The sequence below is a fragment of the Flavobacterium gillisiae genome (assembly GCF_900107635.1).
GTDB lineage: Bacteria > Bacteroidota > Bacteroidia > Flavobacteriales > Flavobacteriaceae > Flavobacterium > Flavobacterium gillisiae.
In genome coordinates, this window is the sequence record NZ_FNRD01000009.1 from 161095 (window position 1) to 187013 (window position 25919).

General features: G+C 35.2%; 23 protein-coding genes. 12 read left to right on the top strand and 11 right to left on the bottom strand.

Annotation, left to right across the window (positions count from 1 at the left end; translation table 11 throughout):
* Positions 1-205 precede the first annotated feature (205 nt).
* Complete coding sequence (locus BLV35_RS13390) at positions 206-2407, bottom strand: patatin-like phospholipase family protein (RefSeq protein WP_091091348.1); 2202 nt, start codon at positions 2405-2407, stop codon at positions 206-208.
* Between the two features lie 58 nt (positions 2408-2465).
* On the bottom strand, positions 2466-4265 hold the full coding sequence (uvrC, locus tag BLV35_RS13395) for an excinuclease ABC subunit UvrC (RefSeq protein WP_091091160.1): 1800 nt from the start codon (positions 4263-4265) through the stop codon (positions 2466-2468).
* A gap of 139 nt (positions 4266-4404) precedes the next feature.
* Here uvrC and BLV35_RS13400 point away from each other — a divergent pair, with 139 nt between their 5' ends.
* From BLV35_RS13400 to BLV35_RS13415, 4 genes are read left to right on the top strand one after another with little or no spacing between them, the layout of a single operon-like run.
* Entirely contained in the window at positions 4405-5373 is a 969-nt protein-coding gene (locus tag BLV35_RS13400) for a succinylglutamate desuccinylase/aspartoacylase family protein (protein WP_091091163.1), read from the top strand.
* A 56-nt stretch (positions 5374-5429) separates the two neighbouring features.
* On the top strand, positions 5430-6692 hold the full coding sequence (locus tag BLV35_RS13405; protein WP_091091166.1) for a pyridoxal phosphate-dependent decarboxylase family protein: 1263 nt from the start codon (positions 5430-5432) through the stop codon (positions 6690-6692).
* Complete coding sequence (locus tag BLV35_RS13410; RefSeq protein WP_091091170.1) at positions 6661-7227, top strand: 5-formyltetrahydrofolate cyclo-ligase; 567 nt, start codon at positions 6661-6663, stop codon at positions 7225-7227. The genes BLV35_RS13405 and BLV35_RS13410 overlap by 32 nt, the downstream gene beginning before the upstream one ends.
* A gap of 38 nt (positions 7228-7265) precedes the next feature.
* Positions 7266-7460, top strand: a complete 195-nt coding sequence (locus tag BLV35_RS13415) for a hypothetical protein (RefSeq protein WP_091091175.1) — start codon at positions 7266-7268, stop codon at positions 7458-7460.
* A gap of 56 nt (positions 7461-7516) precedes the next feature.
* Here the strand turns inward: BLV35_RS13415 and BLV35_RS13420 are convergent, their stop codons facing one another.
* From BLV35_RS13420 to gdhA, 6 genes are all read right to left on the bottom strand, one after another.
* Positions 7517-8116, bottom strand: a complete 600-nt coding sequence (locus tag BLV35_RS13420) for a lipoprotein signal peptidase (RefSeq protein ID WP_091091179.1) — start codon at positions 8114-8116, stop codon at positions 7517-7519.
* 117 nt (positions 8117-8233) lie between these two features.
* Positions 8234-8614: a TraR/DksA family transcriptional regulator gene (locus BLV35_RS13425; protein WP_091091182.1), complete on the bottom strand. Its 381-nt coding sequence runs from the start codon at positions 8612-8614 to the stop codon at positions 8234-8236.
* Positions 8615-8617: 3 nt separating this feature from the next.
* Positions 8618-12079 carry an isoleucine--tRNA ligase gene (ileS, locus tag BLV35_RS13430; protein WP_091091352.1) on the bottom strand — a complete coding sequence of 1154 codons (3462 nt, stop codon included), beginning with the start codon at positions 12077-12079 and terminating at the stop codon, positions 8618-8620.
* Positions 12080-12211: 132 nt separating this feature from the next.
* Positions 12212-12925, bottom strand: a complete 714-nt coding sequence (gene recO, locus BLV35_RS13435; RefSeq protein WP_091091186.1) for a DNA repair protein RecO — start codon at positions 12923-12925, stop codon at positions 12212-12214.
* A 13-nt stretch (positions 12926-12938) separates the two neighbouring features.
* The gene (gene porZ, locus BLV35_RS13440; RefSeq protein WP_091091190.1) at positions 12939-15227 is read right to left on the bottom strand and encodes a type IX secretion system anionic LPS delivery protein PorZ; all 2289 of its coding nucleotides are present in this window, start codon (positions 15225-15227) and stop codon (positions 12939-12941) included.
* A gap of 136 nt (positions 15228-15363) precedes the next feature.
* Positions 15364-16707 carry an NADP-specific glutamate dehydrogenase gene (gene gdhA, locus BLV35_RS13445; protein WP_091091193.1) on the bottom strand — a complete coding sequence of 448 codons (1344 nt, stop codon included), beginning with the start codon at positions 16705-16707 and terminating at the stop codon, positions 15364-15366.
* A gap of 276 nt (positions 16708-16983) precedes the next feature.
* Here gdhA and BLV35_RS13450 point away from each other — a divergent pair, with 276 nt between their 5' ends.
* Positions 16984-17787, top strand: coding sequence for a THC0290_0291 family protein (locus tag BLV35_RS13450; protein ID WP_091091197.1), 804 nt, complete (start codon positions 16984-16986; stop codon positions 17785-17787).
* Between the two features lie 97 nt (positions 17788-17884).
* On the opposite strand, the gene BLV35_RS13455 is transcribed toward BLV35_RS13450, so the two are convergent.
* On the bottom strand, positions 17885-19027 hold the full coding sequence (locus BLV35_RS13455; RefSeq protein ID WP_091091201.1) for a cystathionine gamma-synthase: 1143 nt from the start codon (positions 19025-19027) through the stop codon (positions 17885-17887).
* Between the two features lie 102 nt (positions 19028-19129).
* Here BLV35_RS13455 and BLV35_RS13460 point away from each other — a divergent pair, with 102 nt between their 5' ends.
* A complete protein-coding gene (locus tag BLV35_RS13460; protein ID WP_091091205.1) occupies positions 19130-19873 on the top strand; it encodes a DUF3298 and DUF4163 domain-containing protein in 744 nt (247 codons plus the stop codon).
* A 179-nt stretch (positions 19874-20052) separates the two neighbouring features.
* On the opposite strand, the gene BLV35_RS13465 is transcribed toward BLV35_RS13460, so the two are convergent.
* A complete protein-coding gene (locus BLV35_RS13465; protein WP_091091356.1) occupies positions 20053-20508 on the bottom strand; it encodes a DinB family protein in 456 nt (151 codons plus the stop codon).
* A 77-nt stretch (positions 20509-20585) separates the two neighbouring features.
* Here BLV35_RS13465 and BLV35_RS13470 point away from each other — a divergent pair, with 77 nt between their 5' ends.
* The 5 genes from BLV35_RS13470 to nadD all read left to right on the top strand — a co-directional run bounded on the left by BLV35_RS13470 (position 20586) and on the right by nadD (position 24120).
* Positions 20586-20942 carry an arsenate reductase family protein gene (locus BLV35_RS13470; RefSeq protein WP_091091209.1) on the top strand — a complete coding sequence of 119 codons (357 nt, stop codon included), beginning with the start codon at positions 20586-20588 and terminating at the stop codon, positions 20940-20942.
* On the top strand, positions 20935-21852 hold the full coding sequence (locus BLV35_RS13475; RefSeq protein ID WP_091091213.1) for a DMT family transporter: 918 nt from the start codon (positions 20935-20937) through the stop codon (positions 21850-21852). The genes BLV35_RS13470 and BLV35_RS13475 overlap by 8 nt, the downstream gene beginning before the upstream one ends.
* Positions 21853-21986: 134 nt before the next feature.
* A complete protein-coding gene (locus BLV35_RS13480) occupies positions 21987-22847 on the top strand; it encodes a YicC/YloC family endoribonuclease (RefSeq protein ID WP_091091216.1) in 861 nt (286 codons plus the stop codon).
* A 41-nt stretch (positions 22848-22888) separates the two neighbouring features.
* Positions 22889-23476 (top strand): guanylate kinase, encoded by a 588-nt coding sequence (gene gmk, locus BLV35_RS13485; protein ID WP_091091220.1) that lies wholly within the window; start codon positions 22889-22891, stop codon positions 23474-23476.
* Positions 23477-23538: 62 nt separating this feature from the next.
* Positions 23539-24120, top strand: coding sequence for a nicotinate (nicotinamide) nucleotide adenylyltransferase (nadD, locus tag BLV35_RS13490; protein ID WP_091091224.1), 582 nt, complete (start codon positions 23539-23541; stop codon positions 24118-24120).
* Here the strand turns inward: nadD and BLV35_RS13495 are convergent, their stop codons facing one another.
* On the bottom strand, positions 24121-25017 hold the full coding sequence (locus tag BLV35_RS13495) for a LysR family transcriptional regulator (protein WP_091091227.1): 897 nt from the start codon (positions 25015-25017) through the stop codon (positions 24121-24123).
* A gap of 87 nt (positions 25018-25104) precedes the next feature.
* Here BLV35_RS13495 and BLV35_RS13500 point away from each other — a divergent pair, with 87 nt between their 5' ends.
* Complete coding sequence (locus BLV35_RS13500) at positions 25105-25875, top strand: type 1 glutamine amidotransferase domain-containing protein (protein WP_176980624.1); 771 nt, start codon at positions 25105-25107, stop codon at positions 25873-25875.
* The last annotated feature ends 44 nt before the right edge of the window (positions 25876-25919 follow it).

Below are 25919 nucleotides of genomic sequence, written 5' to 3' on the forward strand. Positions count from 1 at the left end.
ATTTAGATAATGACACATTAAGACCATTTTCTCAATTAATAAAATCCAACTAGACAATTTATAAACATTCCCTAATTGACCTCATTATCTAATTGACCTCTTACTCAGGATTTCTCTTGATGAGGAATTGAAGATAATCTAATAAACCTAGCCATTTTGTTTTCATTATAACAAATATCGGAATTTTTATTGATATGGATTAAATTTAAAATAAAAATCCAATACTAAACCACGTATATCCTTTTTTGGTTTCTGGAGACCAGGTGTGTTTAATTTCTATTGGGCCGATAATAGTTTCTAAACCATAACCTACTGCATAACCCGAATATTTAGGAAGTGACACCCAGCCAACGGACTCAAACATTCTGTCTCCCAAGTTTGCGAAATTTGCAGCAAAATTCAAATGATTTTTTTTATAGAACTCATAATCAATAGTTGCTGTCGACTTAATATAACTATTGGCAGCTATACTTAAAAAATCATAACCATAAAAATGCCTGAAATTATTGATTTGATTGTAGCCATAACCTCCCAAAACAAAATTAAAAAAAGTAACACTGTCATTTCCAAAAGAAAACCCAGCTTCAGTTTGAACTTTAAGAGTGGTGTTTTTTAAAATTGTTGTTGCAAATCCAAAATCAGTTTTAGCAATCGAAAACTGGTTAAAAGTATCTGTATAATCAGATGAAACTAAAAAAGATTGTATGTCTCCAGAAAAATACCATCCTTTTTTAGGAAAAAACTTATTGTCAAATGAATCATAATTCAGATACCCAAAAAGGCTCAAATAATTACTCTTATCAATTATAGGATTACTATTAGCCAATGTTCCTGAATTAATTTTAAGGAACTTATACTCTAATCCTCCTCCAATAAGAAATTTTTGAACAAATAAAGATTGGAAATAAACCTGATTTGTCACATCCGAAAAATCGACATTAATTGAATTCACACCCAATGTTTCAAAATCTAAAGTGCTTATTTCTCTGGTTATATTTTTATTAAATTGATTAAAATAGGACTTGAATCCAAAACTTAGATTGTAGCCGTTTTCAATATAATATCCAAAATTATAGCGGAAGTTATCTCCAAGTGCAATATCCAACGATGCAACATCATTTTTAAACAATGTTTTTTTACGTGTTAAGTTCACTAAGACAGCACTCTTGAACAAGCCGTCATAATGCAAGCCAAATTTTAAATACGATTTCGTTTTATTCTCTTTCAGAGTAAGGTTTAAGTCATCATCCTGATGGTTTGGTTCCAGCGTATAATTAATAGCTCTGAAATTTTCTGTCGCATTAATATTATTCATCCCTGCCTCTAACTGCTTATACGTAATTTTAGTACCCGGTTTAAATCGTAATTTACCAATCACATAATCTTTAGTATAATTATCTAACTCGTCACAATTTATATCTACAATTTGCAAACTATCTGTTGGGACTTCTAATTTGGATTTTTGATGTTTATTTGATTCTCCAACTAATGCTTCTATTTTTTCATACACTGCAAATGTGGCTTCCTCCCCTTTTATAATAATTTCTTTTCCTTTATCAAATGAGATGACCCCGTAATCTTTAATATCCGGTTTGATGTAAATATCCGTTTTTGAGATGCTTTCCTTCATCTTTTCTATCGAATGAAGATTTGTAATTTGTACCAAAATTTTAGTAGCGTCTTTGAGCGAGTTTCGATCTCTTAAATCATCTTGTACGTCTACACCAATGATTATATCTGCACCAAGTTTTCTTACTTCATCGATAGGATAATTATTAGTGACTCCTCCGTCTACCAATAGCTTACCATCTATTTCTACTGGAGAAAATAAGGACGGAAATGCGGAACTGGCAATCATGGCCTGCGCCAGACTCCCTTTATTTAACACAACTTCTTTGCCTGTTTCTATATCAGTAGCAATACATAAAAAAGGAATCGGCAATTTATTAAAATCCCTTACATGTCTTACATGCCTCGTGATTCTACTTAATAAATTAAAATTATACATTCCTTTTGAAAGTGCTTCCGGTATTCCAATTTTAAAATTATTGAATGGCAGCACCAGCGCATACAATTCGTCATTCTTTTTTTCATAAAAGTTTTTGGAAGACCTTGGAATAAAATCATTTATCAACTCATCAAAATTTGTAGCTTGAAATATCGAATCAATCTGTGAAGCGGTATATCCTGAGGCATAAAGTCCCCCAACAACTGACCCCATGCTTGTTCCTCCAATATAATCGATTTTCAAACCTGCTTCCTCAAGCACTTTTAAAACCCCTATATGCGCAAAACCTTTGGCACCACCACCGCTTAAAACCAAGCCTACTTTTGGTCTGTTCTGCTCTTGTGAAAACAAGGTCAAACAACTCAAGAAAAGAAAAAGTAAAAGGTGCTGTTTTTTCATAAAAAGCATGTGGTTTTTAATGGCGTTCTTGTTTGCATAACTAATATTTCACTTAAAATCATTCAGTTACCATCTTGTAAAAGTCGACAATTTTTTTGGCTTTTGAAGCACCTATAACGTCAGAAATTTCCTTTTCGGTTGCTAATTTTAATCTTTTAACACTTTTAAAATGTTGAATTAACGCTAACATGGTTTTTTCACCAATCCCAGGAATCGATTCGATGGAAGAATTTAGCGCTGCTTTACTCCTTTGATCTCTATGATGCGTAATCCCAAATCGATGCGCTTCATTTCGCAATTGCTGAATCACTTTCAAAGTTTCTGATTTTTTATCTAAATATAAAGGAACTGAATCCCCAGGATAAAATAGCTCTTCGAGCCTCTTGGCTATACCAATTATTGCTATTTTTCCTCGCAATCCTAAATCATCTATACTTTTTAGTGCCGCTGATAGCTGTCCTTTTCCTCCATCAATAATTATCAACTGTGGTAAAGGCTGATCTTCATCTAATAGCCTTTTATAACGTCGATACACTACTTCGGTCATTGACGCAAAATCATCCGGCCCTTCAACCGTTTTTATATTAAAATGACGATAATCTTTCTTACTAGCTTTACCATCTTTAAAAACGACACAGGCAGCAACTGGATTTGTCCCTTGAATATTAGAATTATCAAAACATTCAATATGCCTTGGTTCAAATGACAATCGCAGATCTTTTTTCATTTGCGCCATAATTCTATTAGTATGCCTATCAGGATCTACAATTTGCAATTGTTTCAACTGTTCAATTCTATAAAACTTCGCATTTCGAACAGAAAGATCCAGAATTTGTTTTTTATCCCCTAATTGCGGGACCGTTACTTTTAAATTCTCACCCAAATCAACTGGAAACGGAACAATAACTTCTCGAGATAATAATTGAAAACGCTCCCTGAGTTCTATTATTGCCAATTCTAATAGTTCAGCATCCGTTTCCTCCAACTTCTTCTTGATTTCCATGGTATGAGATCGAATAATCGAGCCGTGTGAAATTTGTAAGAAATTCACATAAGCAGCACTTTCGTCAGAAACAATCGAGAACACGTCAATATTCGTAATCTTTGGATTTACGATAGTAGAGCGCGATTGATAATTCTCAAGCACTTCGATCTTTTCCTTTATCTTTTGCGCTTCTTCAAAATGCATATCCTGGGCTAATTCAATCATGACTCTTTTGAAGTCTTTCATGCTTTCTTTGAAATTTCCTTTCAGTATTTCTCGAATGGCATCCACCTGCTTTTGATAATTCTCTAAAGATTCATACCCTTCGCAAGGCCCTTTACAATTGCCAATATGATATTCGAGACAAACCTTAAACTTCCCACTTTCTATATTCGATTTACTTAAATCATAATTACAGGTTCTCAGTGGATAAAGCTCTTTTATTAGCTCTAAGATTGTATTTACCGTTTTAAAACTAGTGTAAGGACCAAAATATTCCGAACCATCCTTTACCATTCTCCTTGTGGCAAAAATTCGAGCAAAAGGTTCTTTTTTTATGCATAACCAAGGATAGCTTTTGTCATCACGTAACAAAACATTATATCGTGGTTGCAACGTCTTTATAAGATTGTTTTCTAACAATAGCGCATCCGTTTCTGTAGGCACCACAATATGCTTTATGGTCACAATCTTTTTTACCAAAACATTCGTTTTGGCAGTATCGTGAATTTTATTGAAATAGGAAGAAACTCTTTTTTTTAAATTCTTGGATTTCCCTACATACAAGATTTTTCCGTCCTTATCATAATATTGATATACGCCGGGACCATCAGGCAAGGTTTGTATTTGAAGCGCTAGAGTTGGGTTTTGCATTATAATGTTATTTCACAAAGATACATCTTGATTCAGCGAGATGCATATCCATTCTTATTACTTTGGAGTTATTTATCTATTTAAGTCCAAACTTACGAATTACAAATAATAATCTCTAATTTTGGTTTTTTAAAACATCATGAAAAACATCAAACCCATAGTAATTTTAGGAGAATCCATTTTGCCAGGCGAAAGCAAAACAATTGATATGGAAATTGCTAAACTACATAACACCGCAGAACTAAAAATTCCAATAATAGTTAGACGTTCTAAAATCGATGGTCCGGTGGTCCTTTTCTCAGCGGGAATTCATGGTGACGAAATCAATGGAGTTGAGATTGTACGCCAACTGATCACTAAGAAAATTAACAGACCAAAAAAAGGAACCATCATTTGTATCCCCATAATTAACATGTTTGGTTTTCTTAACAAAAGCAGAAAATTTCCTGATGGCAGAGACTTGAATCGCGTTTTTCCAGGAAGCAAAAGTGGTTCTCTTGCCAGCCGTTTCGCATACCATATGCTTACTGAAATTATGCCCTTAGTTGATTACGCAGTTGATTTTCATGCAGGAGGCGCTAGCAGATTCAATGCTCCTCAAATTCGGCTCGCTCCGAACAATCCGGAATTAAAAACTTTGGCCGATGTATTTAACGCTCCGTTTACTTTATATTCTAAAAACATTGCAGGTTCTTTCAGAAATTCAAGTCATAAATTGAATGTACAAATGTTGCTTTTTGAAGGCGGAAAATCCCTTGACATTGACGAGTCTGTTTCAGATGCAGGAGTGCAAGGCGTAAAACGGATCTTAAGACATCTTGATATGTTAGATCCAAAAATCAGCGTTGAGGAACCAGAATCTGAAACCATTTATATTGAAAAATCGGCTTGGATACGAGCACAATGTTCGGGTATGTTACACGATAATGGGTGTATAGGACGTTATGTGCAAAAAGGCACTCTTCTCGCTATCATTACAGATCCTTTTGGAGAGTTTGAACGAAAAGTGAACGCACCTAACGATGGCTATATCATCAATGCAAACCTTTCTCCTATTGTTTATCAAGGTGATGCCGTCTACCATATTAGCAAGACTTTGAAAACCTAACAATTATCATATTTTTATTCATGTTGCCTCAGTAGTTTTGAATAAAAATTACAAGCATGCAATTCTGGAAAAAATTATCACAAATAGAAAGACAAGAACGCATTCAAAAAGCGTTAAATGAAAATGTAAATTTCGCAAAGGATACTTCGTTAGGATATCCAGCATCTAAATTAGACGGAAAAGTATTCTATAGCGATGCTCCTTTCCTGAAAGACGCCCCTACATTACAGACTTACGTAGCTAACCCAAATCATATCGGCTGTCATACACTTGGCACTTCAGAGAAAGCATTCAAAGGAACCCAAGAAATGGAACGGGAAGTCTTAAATGTTCTTGCTGTAGACATTTTCAAAGCGCAACCCGATTCTTTTGACGGATATATTGCTCCAGGAGGAACAGAAGCAAACATTCAAGCCATCTGGATTTATCGCAATTATTTCATGTACAAACAAAATGCAAAACTTTCTGAAATTGCCATTATCGCCTCAGAAGACACGCATTATTCCATTCCTAAAGCGGCTAACTTATTAATGCTAGACTGGCTAAACATTCCAGTCGATTTTGACACACGTCTTATCGATGTTTTTGCATTGGAAACTAGCATTATCAATGCGAAAGAAAGAGGAAAAAAATATTTTATTGTAGTTTCAAATATGGGAACCACGATGTTTGGCGCAGTTGACAACCCAGACGACTATACCCAAATCCTAGAAAAACATAAGTTAAAATACAAACTGCATATTGATGCTGCTTATGGCGGTTTCGTATATCCATTCAGCAACAAAGACAGCGTCATCAATTTTGACAATCCAAAAATCAGCTCCATTACTATTGATGCGCATAAAATGCTTCAGGCACCTTATGGCACAGGAGTTTTTATTTGCAAAAAAGGATTAATTGAGAATGTACTGACCAAAGAAGCCGAATATGTCGAAGGAATGGATCTAACCCTTTGCGGAAGTAGATCTGGAGCCAATGCCGTAGCGGTTTGGATGATTTTATTTACCTATGGTCATTTTGGATGGTGCGAAAAAATTAGAGTTTTACAAATGAGAACCGAATGGCTGTGTGAAAAACTAGATGAATTACAGGTTTCTTATTTTAGAGAGCCGTTTATGAATATCGTGACTATTCCTGCCCAATTCATCACAAAAACATTGGAAGAGAAATACGATTTAGTTCCTCAAAAGCATGGCGGTGATAATGAATGGTATAAAATTGTGATTATGGATCATGTTGAAGTAGATCATTTGAGTACTTTTATAGCAGATTTAAAAGAGACCATCCATGCAAAAAAAGGAATTACGCTCGAAGTATAAAGCCTTAAGAAGCCAACTTTCTGAAAACGATGTAGAAACCATGAGTATGGCTATTGCCAATCAGTTGCTTGCAATGCCTATTTGGGACAAGACATATTTTCATATTTTTCTACCCATTACAGAGCAAAAAGAAGTAGATACAGAATTAATCCTACACTTGCTTTCTGGAAAAGACAAAGAAATTCTCATTTCAAAAGCCGATTTTGAAACTCGAAAGATGACTCATTTCCTTTTGACTGACAATACCAAAATCAAGAAAAACGAGTATAACATCCCAGAACCCGTTGACGGAATCGAAGTTCCTTCAAATAAAATTGAGGTTGTTTTTATACCGTTATTGGCTTACGACAAACAAGGCCATCGTGTGGGCTATGGCAAAGGTTTTTATGACCGCTTTTTAGGGGAATGCACCCCAGAAACCATAAAGATTGGGCTTTCGTTTTTTGAAGCTGAAGAGTCGATTAAAGACACTCATGATGACGACATCCGGATGGATTATTGTATCACTCCAAAAAATAGCTATAATTTCAAATAATAAAACCTAATTTCGCAGCCTAAAAAATATTTTAAATTATGAAAGTTACTAAAACTTCAAAATTTGTTATGACCGTTATGGTTATTCTGTTTACTATATCATTGTCAAGTTGTAGCTTCAGAACTACAACAAACAAGTCAAATTATAAAGCAAAAAGAATCCCTCCAGGGCAAGCCAAAAAAATTAATGGTAGTAAAAGCGCAAAATATTATGCTCCTGGGCATAATAAATAATAAAAAAAGACCAACTCAGATATGAATTGGTCTTTTTTTTATCTGAGTTTTTAAGTCTAACTCTTATGAAAAGCTTTTTTATTGAAAAATATTAATATCCCTACACCTGTAGAAATGGCCATGTCAGCTATATTGAAGATGGCATTGAAAAAAGTAAAATCTTTACCACCCCAAAGAGGCAACCAGCTAGGCAGAGTTCCATGCCAAAACGGAAAATAAAACATATCCACTACTTTACCATGAAAATAAGTGCCATATGGTTGATCTGAAAATAGAGTGGCCAATTGAGAGTGACTGTCGTCAAAAATTACACCGTAAAAAACAGAGTCAATTATGTTCCCGAAAGCACCTGCAAGTATTAAAGCAATCGCTACTATCAAATAATTTGAACTGTGTTTCTTCTCAACTGAGTCCCACAACCAATACCCAATTCCACCAACAGCAACTAGTCTAAATAGTGTTAGAATTAATTTACCGTAGGTTCCTGGAATTTCAGTACCCCATGCCATTCCTTCATTTTCGATGAATAGAATCTTGAACCATCTAAAAACTTCTACTTCTTCTCCTAATACAAAACTAGTTTTGACATATATTTTAGAAACTTGATCAACAATTAATATAATGAAGATAAGTAGATACGCTTTTCGTAATGACATTTTATAAATTTTAAGTGGCGCAAAAGTAGTTAAATTCTAAAAAATAAATTCCAAATCCCAATAATTTTATAAGTTATTATTGGAATTTGGAATTTTACTATTGAAATTTTAAATTTCTTATCGTTGCAAGTTTTTAGCTTCTATACTCATGGTTGCATGAGGAACAATTTTTAATCGATCTTTGCTAATTAGCTTACCTGTAACTCTACATACACCGTATGTTTTATTCTCTACACGGAATAATGCATTTTTTAAATCACGGATAAACTTCTCCTGACGGATCGCTAACTGTGAGTTTGCTTCTTTAGACATAGATTCGCTTCCTTCCTCGAATGCTTTGAATGTAGGTGATGTATCATCAGTTCCATTATTCAAATCATTCATGTAAGCACTCTTAATCAAATCTAAATCAAACTGTGCTTTGTGAATTTTATTTAGAATTATCTCTTTGAACTCTGCCAAATCAGCGTCAGAGTATCTTGTTGGTGCCTCTACCATAATCTAATTATTTGTAATTAATATTTTCGTTTTTACGTCGTCAAATTCTATTTCAATTCCATCACTGATACTATCTTCAAAAACCAATTCTTCTGTTAGTGTTTCTGATTTAATATAGTCCACATTCGGTTTTACCGCCTCTTCTAAAATGTCATTCTTTTGCAAATGCACTTTTATTTTATCCGTCACTTCAAATCCCGAATCCTTTCTGATGTTTTGAATTCTGTTCACTAACTCTCTTGCAATTCCTTCTTTTTTCAATTCCGGAGAAATAACAATGTCAAGCGCAACCGTTATTCCATTGGAGTTAGCAACCAACCATCCTTCAATATCTTGGGACGAAATTTCCACATCTTCTATTGTTAAAGTTATGCTTTTTCCAGCAATAACAAGCTCTAAGGTTCCATTGCTCTCCAATTGATTGATTTTTTCAGCAGAAAAACCCTGTATCTCTTTGGAAATCAACCCCATGTCTTTTCCAAAACGAGGCCCTAGTGTCTTGAAATTTGGCTTAATTTGCTTCACTAAAACTCCAGAGGCATCATCTAAAAATAAGATTTCTTTAACATTTACCTCCGCTTTTATAAGGTCAGAAACCGCTTCAATTTCAAGCCTTTGCTTCTCGTCAAGTACCGGAATCATTACCTTTTGTAAAGGTTGACGCACTTTAATCATTTCCTTTTTACGGAGTGACAAAACTAATGACGAGATAGTCTGTGCCTTCTGCATTTTACTCTCTAACAATTTATTAACAAAGTTTTCAACGTGTTTTGGAAACTCTGCCAAATGTACACTGTCAAATTTTTCTGACTGTGTTGCTAAAGTTAAGTCTCTGTAAAGCTTGTCCATAAAGAAGGGCGCAATAGGCGCTCCTAATTTACTAATCGTCAATAAACAGGTATATAATGTTTGGTAAGCTGCAATTTTATCCTGTGCATACTCCCCTTTCCAAAAACGTCTTCTGCACAAACGAACGTACCAGTTACTTAAATTTTCCTGTACGAAATCAGAAATCGCACGAGCTGCTTTTGTAGGCTCATAATCGGCATAGAAACTATCTACATCTTTTATCAATGTATTCAATTCTGAAATAATCCATTGATCGATTTCAGGTCGTTCATTTAATGGAATTTCAGCTTCCTCATATTTAAATCCGTCGATGTTAGCATACAAACTAAAGAACGAATACGTATTGTACAAGGTTCCAAAGAACTTTCTGCGAACCTCAGCAATTCCTTCAAGGTCAAATTTCAAATTGTCCCAAGGATTTGCATTCGATATCATATACCATCTTGTGGCATCCGGACCGTATTCAGCTAATGTTTCAAAAGGATCTGCTGCATTCCCTAAACGTTTAGACATTTTTTGTCCGTTTTTGTCTAAGACTAATCCATTTGAAACTACATTTTTATAGGCTACTTTATCAAAAACCAAAGTCGCAATCGCGTGTAAAGTATAAAACCATCCACGGGTTTGATCCACACCTTCAGCAATGAAATCAGCCGGAAAATCTTTATTCTCGTCAATTTTATCTTTATTTTCAAAAGGATAATGCCATTGTGCATAAGGCATTGATCCACTATCAAACCAAACGTCAATCAAATCAGCTTCACGCGTCATTGGTTTTCCTGAAGCAGAAACTAAGGTAATTTCATCGACTACATTTTTATGTAAATCAATTAAATCATAGTTTTCTTCATCCATATTTCCAATTTCGAATCCTTTGAAAGGGTTCTCTTTTTGGAATCCGGCCTGAATTGATTTTTCTATTTCGTTGTATAATTCCTCTACTGAACCTATTAGAATTTCTTCTTGTTTGTCTTCTGTTCTCCAGATTGGCAATGGGATTCCCCAGAACCTTGAACGAGATAAATTCCAGTCATTGGCATTTTTTATCCAGTTTCCAAAACGTCCTTCTCCTGTCGATTTTGGCTTCCAGTTAATCGTTTCGTTCAAGTCAAACATTCTGTCTCTTACCTCAGTAATTTTTATAAACCAAGAGTCAAGCGGATAGTATAAAATGGGCTTGTCCGTTCTCCAACAATGCGGATAACTGTGGACATATTTCTCTACTTTAAATGCTTTGTTTTCTTCTTTTAAACGAATTGCAAGTTCTACATCAATAGAACGATCTGGCGCTTCACCATCTTCATAATATTCGTTTTTCACATATTTACCAGCATATTCACCCATATGTGAAGTGAATTTTCCTTGTAAATCTACTAATGGAACCGGAGTACCACTTTCATCCAAAACCAATAATGGCGGAACTTCAGGTGTCGCTTCTTTGGCAACTTTTGCATCATCTGCTCCAAATGTTGGTGCCGTATGTACAATTCCTGTTCCGTCCTCGATGGTAACAAAATCTCCTGAAATTACTCTAAAAGCATTTTCTGGGTTTTGATAAGGTAATGCGAATGGCAATAATTGCTCGTAACGAATTCCAACTAAATCAGCCCCTTTACATTCTGCAAGAATCTGGTATGGAATTTTTTTATCTCCTTCTTTGAAATTTTCAAAATCAGCAAGGTCTTTACTTTCATAAAATCCTTTCCCGAACTGTTTTCCAACTAAATTCTTAGCCAAAACAACATTCGTTAATGAAAAAGTATATTGATTGAAGGTTTTTACTAAAACGTACTCAATTTTTGGACCTACAGTCAAAGCGGTATTCGATGGTAAAGTCCAAGGCGTTGTTGTCCAAGCCAAGAAATAAACCTCATCAAGATCTAAAACTGATAATTTATAATGTTGTAGATTTTTTGAACTGATGTAATCATAAAACTTCGAACATAATAGTTCTCTTGACGATTCCAAAACTTTGAATTGCGCTACAACCGTTGTATCAGTTACATCTCTATAACTTCCTGGCTGATTCACCTCATGCGAACTCAATCCTGTTCCTGCTTTTGGAGAATATGGTTGAATGGTGTAGCCTTTGTACATCAAATCTTTATTATAGATTTGCTTAAGCAACCACCAAACCGTTTCCATGTATTTAGGTTTATAAGTCACATATGGATCTTCCATATCTACCCAGTACCCCATTTTTTCGGTCAAGTCATTCCAAACATCCGTATAACGCATGACGGTTTTTTTACAAGCCTCGTTATATTCTTCGATGGAAATAGACTTTCCTATATCTTCTTTTGTAATACCTAATTCTTTCTCGGTACCTAATTCCACAGGTAATCCGTGAGTATCCCAACCCGCTTTACGCTTAACTTGGAATCCTTTTTGTGTTTTATACCTGCAAAAAATATCTTTTATAGCACGTGCCATTACATGGTGAATTCCCGGTAATCCATTTGCCGAAGGCGGACCTTCAAAAAATACGTAAGGGGGATTCCCTTCACGCGTGGTTACACTTTTCTCAAAGATGTTTTCTTTTTTCCAAAAATCTAGTACTTCTGATGCTACAGTTGGTAAGTCAAGTCCTTTGTATTCAGTAAATTTTGTGCTCATTTTATCCTTTTCTTTAATCGATGTGCGAAAGTAAGGAATTTTGAATAAAACAAAGAAAAGTAAAGCATAAATAGCTGAATGTAATCGTACAATTAGGAAAACCATTCATTAAACTATTCAATTTGTAGGTTTTTATGAAAAAACCTCTTTTAGAACCTCTACTGATTTTGGTTTTTTAAAGCCATCAAGATGCATCATATAATAATCAATAAGAATTTTCAATACCAGCTGTCTTTCAATTACGTGGAAGACTTTCTGGTCATTATCAAATCGTAAAGCGATGAGTTTTTTAAACAAATTTGACTCATGCTCCGTCAAGGAACTTATGGCATGAAAAGGAGTAAAAACACCATTTGTCATTTCGAAAAAAGGCATGTCCATGTCAGAAATATCGGGGTAAAAACCCAGATATTTTGTAGTTTCAAGCATTAATATTAAATGAAAATTAGCTATTTCATCGTGGTTATCTAGCCAAAGCAAGGCCGCTTCCAGAAAATCAAAAAGCGATTCGTTTTTTTCTTCTTCATGGATCGAATGATGCAGAACTTCAGAAATAAACATCACAATCGTGCTCTTATAAATATCGGAATGTATCGTCTGGAAAGGCGTGCTAATTTTTATTTCTTTAAAATTCTCAAGTGTCCCTTTGTTCTTATGTACCGCTTCAATTTCGAGAATAGACAATGGCTGGAAATAAGCTATTTTCTGATTTGATTTTCGACCCGAAAAAGCATCCCGAACGAAGTAGGACTTTAATCCGTGCGATTGCGTAAAGCATTTTACAATTAAGCTTTTTTCCTGGAATTTTATAGACGAAAGAACTATCGCTTTTGTTTTAACCTGCATTGAAATTTGAATTTTAACGAATAATCATTACTTTTTTAACTTTGGTTTCCACTCCGTCTTGTGCCGATATGAAAATCATATACACCCCCGACGCCACCTTATATTTTCCAAAAGCGGTTGTATCCCATTCTATTGTGCCACCTTCTGAAATAACTTCATGCACTAAATTACCCGCAATATCAGTGATTTTCACATTCGCTTTATTGATTAATCCAGCGATTTTTACCGTCCCGTCATATTCAGGCCGCACTGGGTTTGGATATACATAAGCATTACTTAAATCTTCACTTGCTGCTGTTGCAATCCCTTTAAACGAAATCATTCCTTTGGCTGTAGCTATAAAAACCTCGCCCGTTGCACTGTTTATATCAATGTCATTAATAACATTACTAGGCAAAGGAGAATTGTTTATTGTAAAATGATATTTCGTCTCCTCACCGTTCGCCGATACCATAAACAAACCAGAATCTGCAGTACCTATCCATTTATTGTTTGCCCCATCGACTGCAATATCTGTGATAAATTGCTCATAAAGCAATTCCTGAGCAAGGTTGTCTTCTAATATAATTATAGGATTTGCCGTTAACTGATCCGCTGTTTGAAAATTCCCCACATTAGACAATACTCGTAGACCCTTTATGGTCCCTATCCATAGTTGATTTCTATTATCTATAGCTAAAGCTCTAACATCTGAAGCCGGTAAATTTCCTTTATCAGTGCCAATTGTAATTTTTTTGAAGGTGTTATTACCGTCGTTAAAACCGACAACACCATCTCTATTTGTCGCCATCCATTTAGTCCCGTTCTTATCAATAAGCATTCTACCAAAACTATTGTCTTCACTGGCGTCTAATATATTGTCTGTCGAAAAACTCTGCCACTCCCCACTAGTTTTCAATACTTTTAATCCATTTTTTACCCGGCTATTTGTAACCCAAAGAGCTCCATTTTTATCAAATGCAGCTCCGTTTATTCGAACATCAAAATAATTTGGACCAACAAATGTCAATGACTCTAAACCGCTATTGGTTTGATTATATAAAAAGCTAGGCTTATCTGCTTCTATTTTTAATAATCCCGAAAAGAACGAACTGGCATATACTTCATCCTCTTTATTGGGATTCACCGTTATTCTACATATTGATTTCGTTCCTAAAACTGATTTATACGGAATATTTAACCAGCCTGATTGACTGTATTTACTAATACCATAGCTATCTAAGTCATACGGATTATAAGCAACATCGTAGTCACCATAAACTGCCCACAAGGAACTTGAGGTTGTTTGAAAGGCAAAAATATTATTTCTCGACGGTCCCATAGGGGTGGTGTTTTCAAAAACAGAAACGGTTGAGATTGTTGTGGTTAGCAAACCATTTTCTTTTGTTCCAATGTAAATCACATCATTAATACTGGTGGCACAACTAAAAACAGGACTATAATCTGGTATTTGATTGTTATTTATTTGGCGTACCAAAATCAATTGTTTGTTATATACGTAAACACTGACAGCGGTAGTTAGAATTAAATAAGTTCCATTAGCCCGTATGTCCAATGCAGGCTGAGATAGTGTGGTAAAGCCCCCAAACGAATTTGTACTTGCATTGTATTTATTTACATTTCCCGAATTATTAACTGCAATTAACTCCGTTCCAAAAGCTTCTATACCAGACCAACTTCCGGTTGCCACCAACTCCCATTGCTTATAGTCATTTAAATTTTTACTTGAAATTGCAGCACGTCTAACGCCATTATCAGTGGCTGCATAAATAAATCCGTTATAAGCAGCCGTTTGTCTCACACTTATTTCTGCACCGGTATCGCCAATGAAATAGGTATCACCAAAAAGCATACTTTTTAAATTAAATTGAACAATCCCAAAGTCACAAGAGACATAGACAATCCCATCAAACTCCATGAAATGATTTACTTTTTTCCTGTTTGCAGGAAGCTGTTTGTTTATAATATCAACCACCTTCAACATACTACCATCAGATTCATTGATAACAATCATCAATCCGTTTTCATAACCAACCAATGTTTTATTAAAAACAGTGCTATAATAAAGAGAACTTATCGTCTGGCCTGAAAGTCCATCAACTGTATTGGTAGTTTTTATTTGATTGTCAGTTGTATTTTTCGAAAACAAAGCATTTTCTGAGGCAGCAAAGACTGTGGTAGAAGAGACTGAAACATCTTTAATCTCATTATATGAAAAATAGCCCTGCCACAATAAATTATTTTGGGAAAAACCCATTTGTGTGAGTAGTAAAATCAGAAGACTATAAAATATTTTTTTCATTATAAAGGATACTTATGATTCACAAATATAATACAATCAAAAGCATTCGGTTTTTGTTCTAATCAAAAAAAATGCCTTCTACCTAATCCCGAAGTATCGGAATGGCAGAAGGCATTTAAATTATTTAAAAAAAGATTTATACCACTCCTTGAGCAAGCATAGCGTCAGCTACTTTTACAAATCCAGCAATGTTAGCTCCTTTTACGTAGTCAACATATCCTGAAGCATCCTTACCGTATTGCACACATGAAGCATGAATAGCAAGCATAATTCCTTTTAATTTTTCATCTACTTCTTCAGAAGACCAGCTTAATCTTAAAGAGTTTTGAGACATCTCTAAACCTGAAGTCGCAACTCCACCTGCATTAGAAGCTTTTCCTGGAGCAAATAATAATTTAGCGTTTTGAAATACTAAAACAGCATCTGGTGTTGTAGGCATGTTAGCTCCTTCAGCCACACAAATACATCCGTTTGCAACTAAAGCTTTAGCTTCCTCTTCGTTCAATTCATTTTGAGTTGCACAAGGTAATGCAATATCACATTTCACTTCCCATGGACGTTTCCCTGCAAAATATTTAGCGTTTGGATATTTAGTAACATAGTCACTAATTCTTCCTCTCAATTCATTTTTAATTTCCATTACGTGTGCTAGTTTCTCCCCATCAATACCGTCAGCATCGTAGATGTATCCAGCCGAATCCGACATAGTTACTACTTTACCACCTAATTGAGTTGCTTTTTCAGTAGCATATTGTGCAACGTTTCCAGAACCAGAAACAACAACTGTTTTACCTGCAAAACTATTTCCTTTAGTCTCCAACATACTTTGTGCAAAATAAACTGCTCCGTATCCTGTAGCTTCAGGTCTGATTAATGAACCTCCGAAAGAAATTCCTTTACCAGTTAAAACTCCTGTAAATTCATTTCTTAGTCTTTTATATTGACCAAACATGAATCCAACTTCTCTTCCTCCAACACCGATATCACCAGCAGGTACATCCGTATTTGCTCCAATATGTTTAGACAATTCAGTCATGAAACTTTGGCAAAAACGCATTACTTCATTATCTGATTTTCCTTTTGGATCAAAATCAGCTCCACCTTTTCCACCACCCATTGGCAATGTAGTTAAGCTGTTTTTAAAAGTTTGTTCGAAAGCCAAAAATTTCAAAATGCTTAAATTTACAGAAGGGTGAAAACGAAGTCCTCCTTTGTATGGTCCGATAGCAGAGTTCATTTGAATACGGTATCCTCTATTTACTTGAGTAGCCCCTTTATCATCAATCCAAGCTACACGAAACATAATGATTCGATCAGACTCAACCATTCTCTCCAAAAGCATTTTGTTTTGGTATTTTTTATTTTCTTCAATGAAAGGAATTACTGTTTCAGCAACTTCTAAAACTGCCTGCAAAAATTCTGGCTCGTTTGGGTTTTTTTTAGTAACCTCTTCAATAAAAGTAGTAATACTTTGTGACATGATTCTTAGATTATTAACGTTTAAGAAAACGTTTTCGTTAGTGACTACAAAGATACGAGTTCTTAGAATATTTCTTAATAATATTTCACTATATCTTGGTGAATTATCTTTTTATCAATCATTCTTTAAAAAATCAGGATTTGAAGTTGCCTTTTATTGAAAAACGTTGTACTTTTCTTAAGCAATTTAGCTTTTAATTATTTATTTTTAAATTTATTTTTAAGGGATGAATGATGTTTTTTATATATTTGTCAGGACTTGAAATTTTAACCAAAAATGCTCAAACACCTCTCTATTTTTTTATTTGTCTTATTTGGCTTTTCATTTAATTCAAATGCGCAATTCGGATTTTCGCATGAAGTAGGGATTATAGCTGGTCCAGTAGCTTTTCAATCGGACTATGGGCAACGATATGATTTAAACACAAATGCCGGGAATACCGGTATAGGAATTGGGATTATTCATTATATAAATTTTTCCTATACCGCAGAATGTAACTGTTATACCCCTGAAACATATTTTAACGATCACTTCAAACTTAGAAGTGAATTGTCTTATAATAAAACCAGCTTAGAACATTTTGGAGAATGGGTAAGCCCTGATCGCACTAGTCTTGGTGCAAACCAATTGAGAGCGATGAAAGGAACCACAGCAGTTACTAATATAGGTATGCAACTAGAGTATTTTCCCCTTAGTATTCGCGATTTCACCTCAAGAATAGGTAGTTTGGGACCGTTTGTAAGTCTTGGAGGTCAATTTAGCTACTACAATGCCGAAGCCTATTCTACATTAGGACCGTTAGGCACTCCTCTTACTACATTTCCAAAATATTTAACTCCAACGGACAATCGCCCTTACGGATTTTCGACCGAAGGCGGTACGGTTTGGTCTGTCGTTACCAGTGTAGGGACCCGTTATAAATTAACCCCATTACGAGATTTAATGATTGATTTGAGATTTCAATATTTTTTCTCCAACTGGGTAGATGGTTTAAATCCGAATCCTGCTATTTACAAAGAAAACAAAGCAAACGACTGGTTAGTATGGCTTAATGTTGGTTACATTTACTACTTGCAATAGCCATAAAGCATTTATAAATAAAAGCCCAATTCTAAAATTTAGAATTGGGCTTTTATACTTTACACTCAGCAACTAAGAAGAACAACGGGTCTAGAATTTATCCTAATGCTCGTTTTAAGTCTTCGATTAAATCTTCCGCATCTTCAATACCTACGCTTAATCGAACTAAATCATCAGTAATCCCAATTTCCTTTCTTTTATCTTCCGGAATCGAGGCGTGAGCCATCATTACCGAGTAATTTGCCAGCGACTCTACTCCTCCTAAAGATTCCGCCAAAGTGAATATTTTTATTTTTTCAAGAAAATCAATTGCATCTTCTTTTTTACCGGACACGAAATTGAAAGAAACCATTCCTCCAAAACCACGCATTTGCTTTTTAGCAAGCTCATGAAATGGATTAGTTTTCAATCCTGGATAATACACGGTTTTAACTTTTGGATGATTGTTCAAAAATTCAGCTATTTTTTCTCCATTTTCGCAATGTCTTTGCATTCTTAAATGCAATGTTTTTATTCCTCTCAGTACTAAAAAGCTATCCATTGGTCCTAGTATCGCTCCAGTAGCAAATTGCTGAAAATGCATTTGCTTTCCTAATTCTTCGTCTTTCATAATCAAAGCTCCCGCCATAACATCAGAATGCCCTGCAAGGTATTTTGTAGCTGAATGCATCACGATATCTGCCCCTAAATCCAATGGATTCTGTAAATACGGTGTTGCAAAGGTGTTATCAACGGCAAAAATCACTTTATTCTCTTTTGTGATTTTAGCAATTGCTTCAATATCAACCAATTTCATCATAGGATTCGTTGGTGTTTCGACCCAAACTAATTTGGTGTTTTCATTAATCAATGACTTGAATTTTTCCATGTCATTCATATCTACAAAATGGAAAACTATTCCTGAATCTTTATATATTTTTGTAAACAATCTATACGTTCCTCCGTACAAATCATCCATAGCAATAACTTCATCACCTGCTTTCAATCCTCGCATCAAACAATCTGTTGCTGCTAATCCCGATGAAAAAGCTAATCCTCTTGCACCATTTTCTAAACTCGCCAAAGCATTTTCTAAAGCTGTCCTTGTAGGGTTTGCAGTTCTACTGTATTCATAATCCCCAATAGGTTGCCCCGGACTTGTTTGTGCAAATGTAGTCGTTTGATATATGGGCGGCATAACTGCCCCTGTACTTGAATCATGCTGCTGCCCGCCGTGTATTGTTTTAGTATTGAATTTCATTTCTTTTAATTTTCAATTTTAAAGGTTTTACAAACTTACCCATTAATTTATTCTTAGAAAGGTGCAAGTTGCTACCTTTGTATTTAATTAACACATTTTGAGATGAAAAACTATATCCTTTTTGCATCCGTATTCTTTCTTTTTGCCCGTTGTGAAAAAGAACTGGTTTTTGAAAATCAGACTTTTGAGAAAAAAACACGTTTAGCCTGCAAGGATAATTGCCCTCATATCAGTGTGCGAATTCCTATTGCCAAAGACGTCCCAATAGTCGCCGACAGCATCAATAAAAAAGTATTCTCTGTTTTGAAAGAGATTGTATACTTTGGAGAAAAGCCCTACACTTCAACAGACTACAAAGGATTAGTCAGTTCGTTTATCGACTCGTACGAGCAACTGCAAAAGGATTTTCCAAAAGACTCCTTTGGTTGGGAGGCGAAGATTGATGGCGAAGTAAAATATGTGTCGGAGAACATCATTAATATCGAAATTAAACACTACACCTATACCGGCGGAGCTCATGGGTATCAAGGGATGCGCTCTTTACTGTTTGATCCTAATACAGGAAAAACAATCTTGCAACATCAATTATTTAAGGATAGAAATGCCTTTAGAGCTTTCGCCGAAAAGGAATTCAGAAACAAATTTAAAATCCCAGAAAAAGGATCTATTAATCAAACGGGCTTACTATTTGAAGACGACACTTTTCATTTACCTCAAAACCTGTTTTATACCGATAAGGGATTACTTTTATTTTACAATCCCTACGAAGTCGCCTCTTATGCTGATGGAACAAAAGAATTATTGCTCTCGTATAAGGAAGTCAATGACTATTTGTTGATTAAATAATCTTAGGTCTGTATCGAGATTTTTAGCCCCGATAGCAGTGGAAACCCTCTTGCACTCCACTCTATTTTTTTCTGCTAGAAAAGAGCGACCAGCGGAAGCTCCTTTTATAGCTTAGAAAAAAAGGGTGGAGAGTGAGAGATTGTAGCGGAAAGCGGGATTAGCTCCTAACCCTAATCCCCTTAAATAAACTTACGAATACTCATTATAATTCCGATGTGTAGCCCTTCGTGAAAGTCGTTGAAAGCTATCGCATCTGAAGCGCTTTTTAACACAATCCCAGCAGATGTTGGGTATTCTTGATAATTAATAAAGATTTTACTTTCTAAATCGGTTTCCGTTTGATTGATGGTTTCCGTAAGTAATGTTTTGATTTCATCGACTTCGGCTTGAGTTGCAATATGTTCTGGTTTGCTTCCTTTTTTATATTTCTCGACCATTTCGTCTGAAATCATCATAGGTATTCCAGATAGTTTGTAAACGAGCACTTGCTGAACAACAACGACATGGGCAATATTCCAAATCAAGTTATTCTTATATCCCTCCGGAATTTTGTTCAATTGTTCCAATGTATACCCCGCCAACATTTGAGATAGTATGTTTCTACTTGTTCTGGTAACATCTAGTGTTTGTTGCATTTTTCTAATTTTTTGATAAAAATAATCATTTTCCGTCTCAAATGAATTTTCTTTGCACAAAGAAAATGCACCTTATTATGAACAAAATATATTACATCGCTTCCTGCGATACTTGTAGAAAAATTATAAAATCATTGCCAAAAGGAAATGACCTTGTGTTTCGCGACATCAAACAAGATCCACTTACTGCAGACGAACTAGAGGAAATGCACCAGCTTTCAGGAAGTTACGAAGCGTTGTTTAGCAAAAAAGCGCAATTGTACAAGTCGATGAACTTAAAGGACAAATCCTTGACCGAGGAAGATTACAAAAAATACATTTTAGAGCATTATACTTTTTTGAGCCGACCTGTTTTTGTCATTAATAATGCGGTTTACGTGGGAGGAACTCAACAAAACATGCTTCAGGTAATGAAAGCGTTGGCTAATGTCTAAAAGGAATGTCGCGCTGTTTGGCGCTACCATTGTTTCCGTAATTTACGGGGTCACTTTTACCATTGCAAAGGACGTAATGCCACAGTATATTGATGCTTATGGCTTTATTTTGTTGCGGGTAAGTGGCGCTATGCTTCTATTCTGGCTGTCTTGGCTTTTTATGCCAAAGGAAAAAATAGCCTTCAACGATTTTCCGCGTATTATTGCTGCTGCATTTTTTGGGGTTGCTTTTAATATGCTTACTTTTTTTAAAGGATTAAGCCTTACTTCGCCCATTTCGGCAGCTGTGATTATGGTGACCACCCCAATGATTGTGCTGGTTCTTTCGGCCATTATCATGAAAGAACGTATGAGAAAACGTATGGTGATGGGGATTATTTTGGGATTGATAGGAACCGCTTTTCTCATTTTATACGGAAAATCCATTGGTAGCGCTACAAACGCAAGCCTTGGTAATATGCTCGTTTTTGTAAATGCTGTTTCTTATGGTTTTTACTTGATAATCGTCAAGAAATTAATGGATAAATACAATGCGTTTACCTTTGTAAAATGGATTTATTTATGTGGGTTTTTGATGGTCTTGCCATTTGGCTGGAACCAATTTGAAGCCGTCAACTGGGTGGCTGTCCCTTCAACTATTTATTGGAAAATAGGATTTGTGGTAGCTATTTCGACTTTTGTCACCTATTTACTAAACCTACTCACGATGAAAGAGTTGAAACCAACAACCGTTGCTGTTTTTATTTATCTCCAACCTTTCTTCGCTACTGTTTTTGCCATTGGATTAGGCAAAGACGAATTGAGTTTGGTAAAAATAATTTCGGCGCTATTGATATTTGTGGGCGTTTATATGGTGACATCCTCCCCCCAGCCCCCTCCGAAGGAGGGGGAGACTATACTTGAAAAGTAGAATGTGAAAATTGGAATCGGAAACCCGCTTGTGAAAATTGAAACGTAAAAACTTAGACTGACACCGAGACTGAAAACTAAAAAACGGACCACTGACCACTTTTTTACTACCTTTGAACTCTTTTAGAAAATTATATGATACAATCAATGACCGGTTTTGGTAAAGCAACTATTCAATTACCAACCAAAAAAATAACAGTAGAAGTAAAATCTTTAAACAGTAAAGGTTTAGATCTAAACGTGAGAATGCCTTCTCTTTACCGCGAAATGGAATTGGGTCTACGTACTCAAATTGCTTCTACGCTTGAAAGAGGAAAAGTAGATTTTTCTATTTTTATCGAAAGTACCGCTGAACAAACAACTACCAAAGTGAATGTGCCAATCGTAAAAGCATATATCAATCAATTGAAAGCCGTTTATGCTGATGCAGATGAAACGGAATTAATGAAAATGGCGGTGAGAATGCCAGATGCTTTAAAAATTGAGCGTGATGAAATTGATGAAAATGACTGGGCACAAATTAAAATCGTAATCGAAGAAAGCTTGAATAACATTAAGACTTTTAGAAGAGACGAAGGAATGTCATTAGAAAAAGAATTTCAATTGCGCATCGGGAACATTCGTCAGTACATGACTGAAGCTTTAGCATTAGATCCAGAACGCGTTCAAGCTATAAAAGACCGTTTACAAACTGCTATTGATGAGTTGAAAGTAAATGTAGATGAAAACCGTTTTGAGCAAGAATTAATCTATTATTTAGAGAAACTAGACATTACAGAAGAGAAAGTACGTTTGACAAATCACCTCGATTATTTCTTGGAGACTATAAACGGAACGGAAGCTAACGGTAGAAAACTAGGTTTCATTACTCAAGAAATGGGTCGTGAAATTAATACGATGGGATCTAAATCCAATCATGCACAGATGCAGAAATTAGTCGTTCAGATGAAAGACGAATTAGAAAAAATTAAAGAACAGGTTTTGAACGTGTTGTAATCCCCTTAACCCCCGAAGGGGGAATAAAAAAAAGATAAAAAATGAACAAAGGAGGAAAATTAATCGTGTTTTCGGCACCATCAGGATCCGGAAAAACGACCATCGTTAGACATTTATTAAGCCAAGAAGATCTGAATTTAGAATTCTCAATTTCGGCAGCTTCTCGTGATCCTAGAGGCGAGGAAGTAAGTGGGAAAGATTACTATTTCATGTCTACTAAAGAGTTCAAACAACACATCAAGAATGACGACTTTCTGGAATGGGAAGAAGTATATAGAGACAATTTCTACGGAACTTTAAAAAGCGAAGTAGACCGCATCTGGGCCAAAGGAAAAAATGTAATTTTTGATATTGATGTTGCTGGTGGATTGCGAATAAAATCTAAATTCCAAGACGAAACACTAGCTGTTTTTGTAAAACCACCAAGTATCGATGAGTTGAAGATTCGTTTGAAGAAACGCTCCACTGAAAGTGAAGACAAAATCAATATGCGAATTGCTAAAGCATCTGTAGAACTCGCAACTGCGCCCCAATTTGATGTAATTATCAAAAACTATGATCTGGCTGTTGCTCTAGAAGAAGCACATCAATTAGTGAAGGGTTTTGTAAACACAGGTTCCACAAATTAGCACAGATTTCTTTAATTTGTGAAAATCTGTGTAATCTGTGTTGTTTTAAATAATTAGTATCTATGAAAATAGGATTGTATTTCGGAACGTTTAACCCAATCCATGTTGGACATCTAATCATTGCCAATCATATGGCGGAGAATTCTAACTTGGATCAAGTATGGATGGTGGTAACCCCGCATAACCCTTTGAAGAAAAAAAGCACCTTGCTTGATGACTACCATCGCCTGCAAATGGTGCATCTTGCTACTGAGGATTTTCCTAAATTGCAACCCTCTGACATTGAATTCAAATTGTCGCAGCCTAATTATACCGTAAATACTTTAGTTCACCTAGAAGAGAAATTCCCCGAACATGAATTTTCGTTGATTATGGGAGAAGACAACTTAAAGTCCTTGTACAAGTGGAAAAACTATGAGGTGATATTGCAGAATCATGACATTTATGTTTATCCCCGAATTTCAGCTGAACCTGAAAATATAGAACTCAAAAATCACCCAAAAATACATTTGATAAATGCTCCCATAGTAGAGATTTCTTCTACTTTTATTCGAAACAACATTAAAGAAGGCAAAAACATTCAACCGCTTTTACCAGCTAAAGTTTGGGAATACATTGATCATAATAATTTTTATAGGAAATAATCACTCTAATGCCTTTTTCAATTCTGTGGCAATAATTTCAAAAGCAGCAGAAAGAGTATCATTTTTGCCAGACATTAAAAAAACTTCCGTTCCAGGCATTTGCTTGCTATCCCATATCTTTTGCACTTTTTTATCCTGAATAAATGCCTTCGCATTGCAATTCCATACTACTGAAATCCCTGTGTTTTTTGAAAGTGCTTCTAGCATCTCATATTCAGAAGGCACAATATAATTAGGAATCATTGAAGGTCGTTTCTTGTTGAAAACATACAGCCAAAATAATTTTATATGCGGAATACCTGAATCATGACTGTACCATTTTTGTTTGTTTAACCAATGCTCCACTTCCGTGAAATCTTTGGCTTTGATTTTAGACTTCACTTCTGCAACATCAATATCTGGAGAACCTATGATAATCTGTTTGATTTCCCCCAACTTCTCCTGAACAGTATCAAAGGTGTCGTACTTTTTAGTTACAACTGCAAAATTTAGTTTTTTGGTGTCGACCAATTCAAAAAGCATATCATTTTCATGAAAACTAAAATCAATATAATCGAATTTTGAAAGCAAAGCACTCCCTATACTGCTGAACAAATGCTGAGAAATTCCCACCGATATTAACCGATTCGTACTCACCGCCTTGGCACGAAAACCATTCTCCACGTTTTCTAGCCGGTCTAACGCCTCTATAATCAAGTTATTGAGTAACTTAGCGTATTCAGTAGGGTCAACTCCTTTTGATTTTCGATTAAATAATTTATAGCCTACGTGAGCCTCCAGCATTGCTATTTGTTGGCTGACTGCTGGCTGACTTATAAACAACTCTTTGGCAGCTAGAGAAAAGTTACCATTTTTATAAACGGATTTAAATGTTCTGTACCATTCTAGATTAACCATGATATAAATATATTTATCACAAACATAATTTAAATTATTTTTACTGATAGCATAATAGCCGTAAATTTGTAGAAACAAAATAACAAAATGAAAAGAATCGCATTATTTGCATTAATAGTATTAACGGTAGGTTGTTTTACAGCAACTGCGCAAAAAACAAAAAAAACAAAGATGAAAAAAGTATTATTCGTTCTAACTAGCCATTCAGATTTAGGGAACACAGGAGAAAAAACAGGATTTTGGATTGAAGAATTTGCAGCACCTTATTATGAGTTAGCAGATAAAGGAGTTGTAATTGATATTGCAACGCCACTAGGAGGTCAGCCACCAATTGACCCAAAAAGTGCTGACGAATCTTTTGCTACAGAAGACACAAAAAGATTTGACAAAGACACTGAATTACAAGCTAAATTAAGTAAAACACACAAATTAGTTGATGTAAAAGAGTCTGATTACGATGCGGTATTTTACCCAGGAGGTCACGGTCCATTATGGGATTTAGCTACAGACAAAAATTCAAGCGCATTAATTACCTCTTTTTATACTAATAACAAACCAGTTGCATTTGTATGTCACTCACCAGCAGTGTTGAAAAACGTAAAAGTAAATGGCGAATTCTTAGTTAAAGGTAAAAAAGTAACCGGTTTTTCTAATACAGAAGAAGCTGCGGTAGGATTAACTGATGTTGTTCCATTTTTATTAGAAGATGCTTTACAAGCAAACGGAGCAACTTATTCTAAAGGAGCAGACTGGAATCCATATGCTGTGGAAGATGGTTTATTAATAACTGGACAAAATCCAGCATCCTCTAAATTAGTAGCTGAAAAATTATTGCAACAATTGAATGCAAAAAAATAATTAATAATTAAATTATAAGGCTCTAACTGACCATGGTTCTAATT

Bases quoted from the DNA above. Each gene is read 5' to 3' on its own strand.
- BLV35_RS13420 (WP_091091179.1), bottom strand. From the start codon at position 8,116: ATGTCATTACGAAAAGCGTATCTACTTATCTTCATTATATTAATTGTT.
- BLV35_RS13470 (WP_091091209.1), top strand. From the start codon at position 20,586: ATGAACAAAATATATTACATCGCTTCCTGCGATACTTGTAGAAAAATT.
- BLV35_RS13450 (WP_091091197.1), top strand. From the start codon at position 16,984: ATGCTCAAACACCTCTCTATTTTTTTATTTGTCTTATTTGGCTTTTCA.
- BLV35_RS13405 (WP_091091166.1), top strand. From the start codon at position 5,430: ATGCAATTCTGGAAAAAATTATCACAAATAGAAAGACAAGAACGCATT.
- ileS (WP_091091352.1), bottom strand. From the start codon at position 12,079: ATGAGCACAAAATTTACTGAATACAAAGGACTTGACTTACCAACTGTA.
- gdhA (WP_091091193.1), bottom strand. From the start codon at position 16,707: ATGTCACAAAGTATTACTACTTTTATTGAAGAGGTTACTAAAAAAAAC.
- porZ (WP_091091190.1), bottom strand. From the start codon at position 15,227: ATGAAAAAAATATTTTATAGTCTTCTGATTTTACTACTCACACAAATG.
- uvrC (WP_091091160.1), bottom strand. From the start codon at position 4,265: ATGCAAAACCCAACTCTAGCGCTTCAAATACAAACCTTGCCTGATGGT.
- BLV35_RS13465 (WP_091091356.1), bottom strand. From the start codon at position 20,508: ATGCAACAAACACTAGATGTTACCAGAACAAGTAGAAACATACTATCT.
- nadD (WP_091091224.1), top strand. From the start codon at position 23,539: ATGAAAATAGGATTGTATTTCGGAACGTTTAACCCAATCCATGTTGGA.
- BLV35_RS13500 (WP_176980624.1), top strand. From the start codon at position 25,105: ATGAAAAGAATCGCATTATTTGCATTAATAGTATTAACGGTAGGTTGT.
- BLV35_RS13390 (WP_091091348.1), bottom strand. From the start codon at position 2,407: ATGAAAAAACAGCACCTTTTACTTTTTCTTTTCTTGAGTTGTTTGACC.
- recO (WP_091091186.1), bottom strand. From the start codon at position 12,925: ATGCAGGTTAAAACAAAAGCGATAGTTCTTTCGTCTATAAAATTCCAG.
- BLV35_RS13475 (WP_091091213.1), top strand. From the start codon at position 20,935: ATGTCTAAAAGGAATGTCGCGCTGTTTGGCGCTACCATTGTTTCCGTA.
- BLV35_RS13455 (WP_091091201.1), bottom strand. From the start codon at position 19,027: ATGAAATTCAATACTAAAACAATACACGGCGGGCAGCAGCATGATTCA.
- BLV35_RS13460 (WP_091091205.1), top strand. From the start codon at position 19,130: ATGAAAAACTATATCCTTTTTGCATCCGTATTCTTTCTTTTTGCCCGT.
- BLV35_RS13480 (WP_091091216.1), top strand. From the start codon at position 21,987: ATGATACAATCAATGACCGGTTTTGGTAAAGCAACTATTCAATTACCA.
- BLV35_RS13410 (WP_091091170.1), top strand. From the start codon at position 6,661: ATGCAAAAAAAGGAATTACGCTCGAAGTATAAAGCCTTAAGAAGCCAA.
- BLV35_RS13415 (WP_091091175.1), top strand. From the start codon at position 7,266: ATGAAAGTTACTAAAACTTCAAAATTTGTTATGACCGTTATGGTTATT.
- BLV35_RS13400 (WP_091091163.1), top strand. From the start codon at position 4,405: ATGAAAAACATCAAACCCATAGTAATTTTAGGAGAATCCATTTTGCCA.
- BLV35_RS13495 (WP_091091227.1), bottom strand. From the start codon at position 25,017: ATGGTTAATCTAGAATGGTACAGAACATTTAAATCCGTTTATAAAAAT.
- BLV35_RS13425 (WP_091091182.1), bottom strand. From the start codon at position 8,614: ATGGTAGAGGCACCAACAAGATACTCTGACGCTGATTTGGCAGAGTTC.
- gmk (WP_091091220.1), top strand. From the start codon at position 22,889: ATGAACAAAGGAGGAAAATTAATCGTGTTTTCGGCACCATCAGGATCC.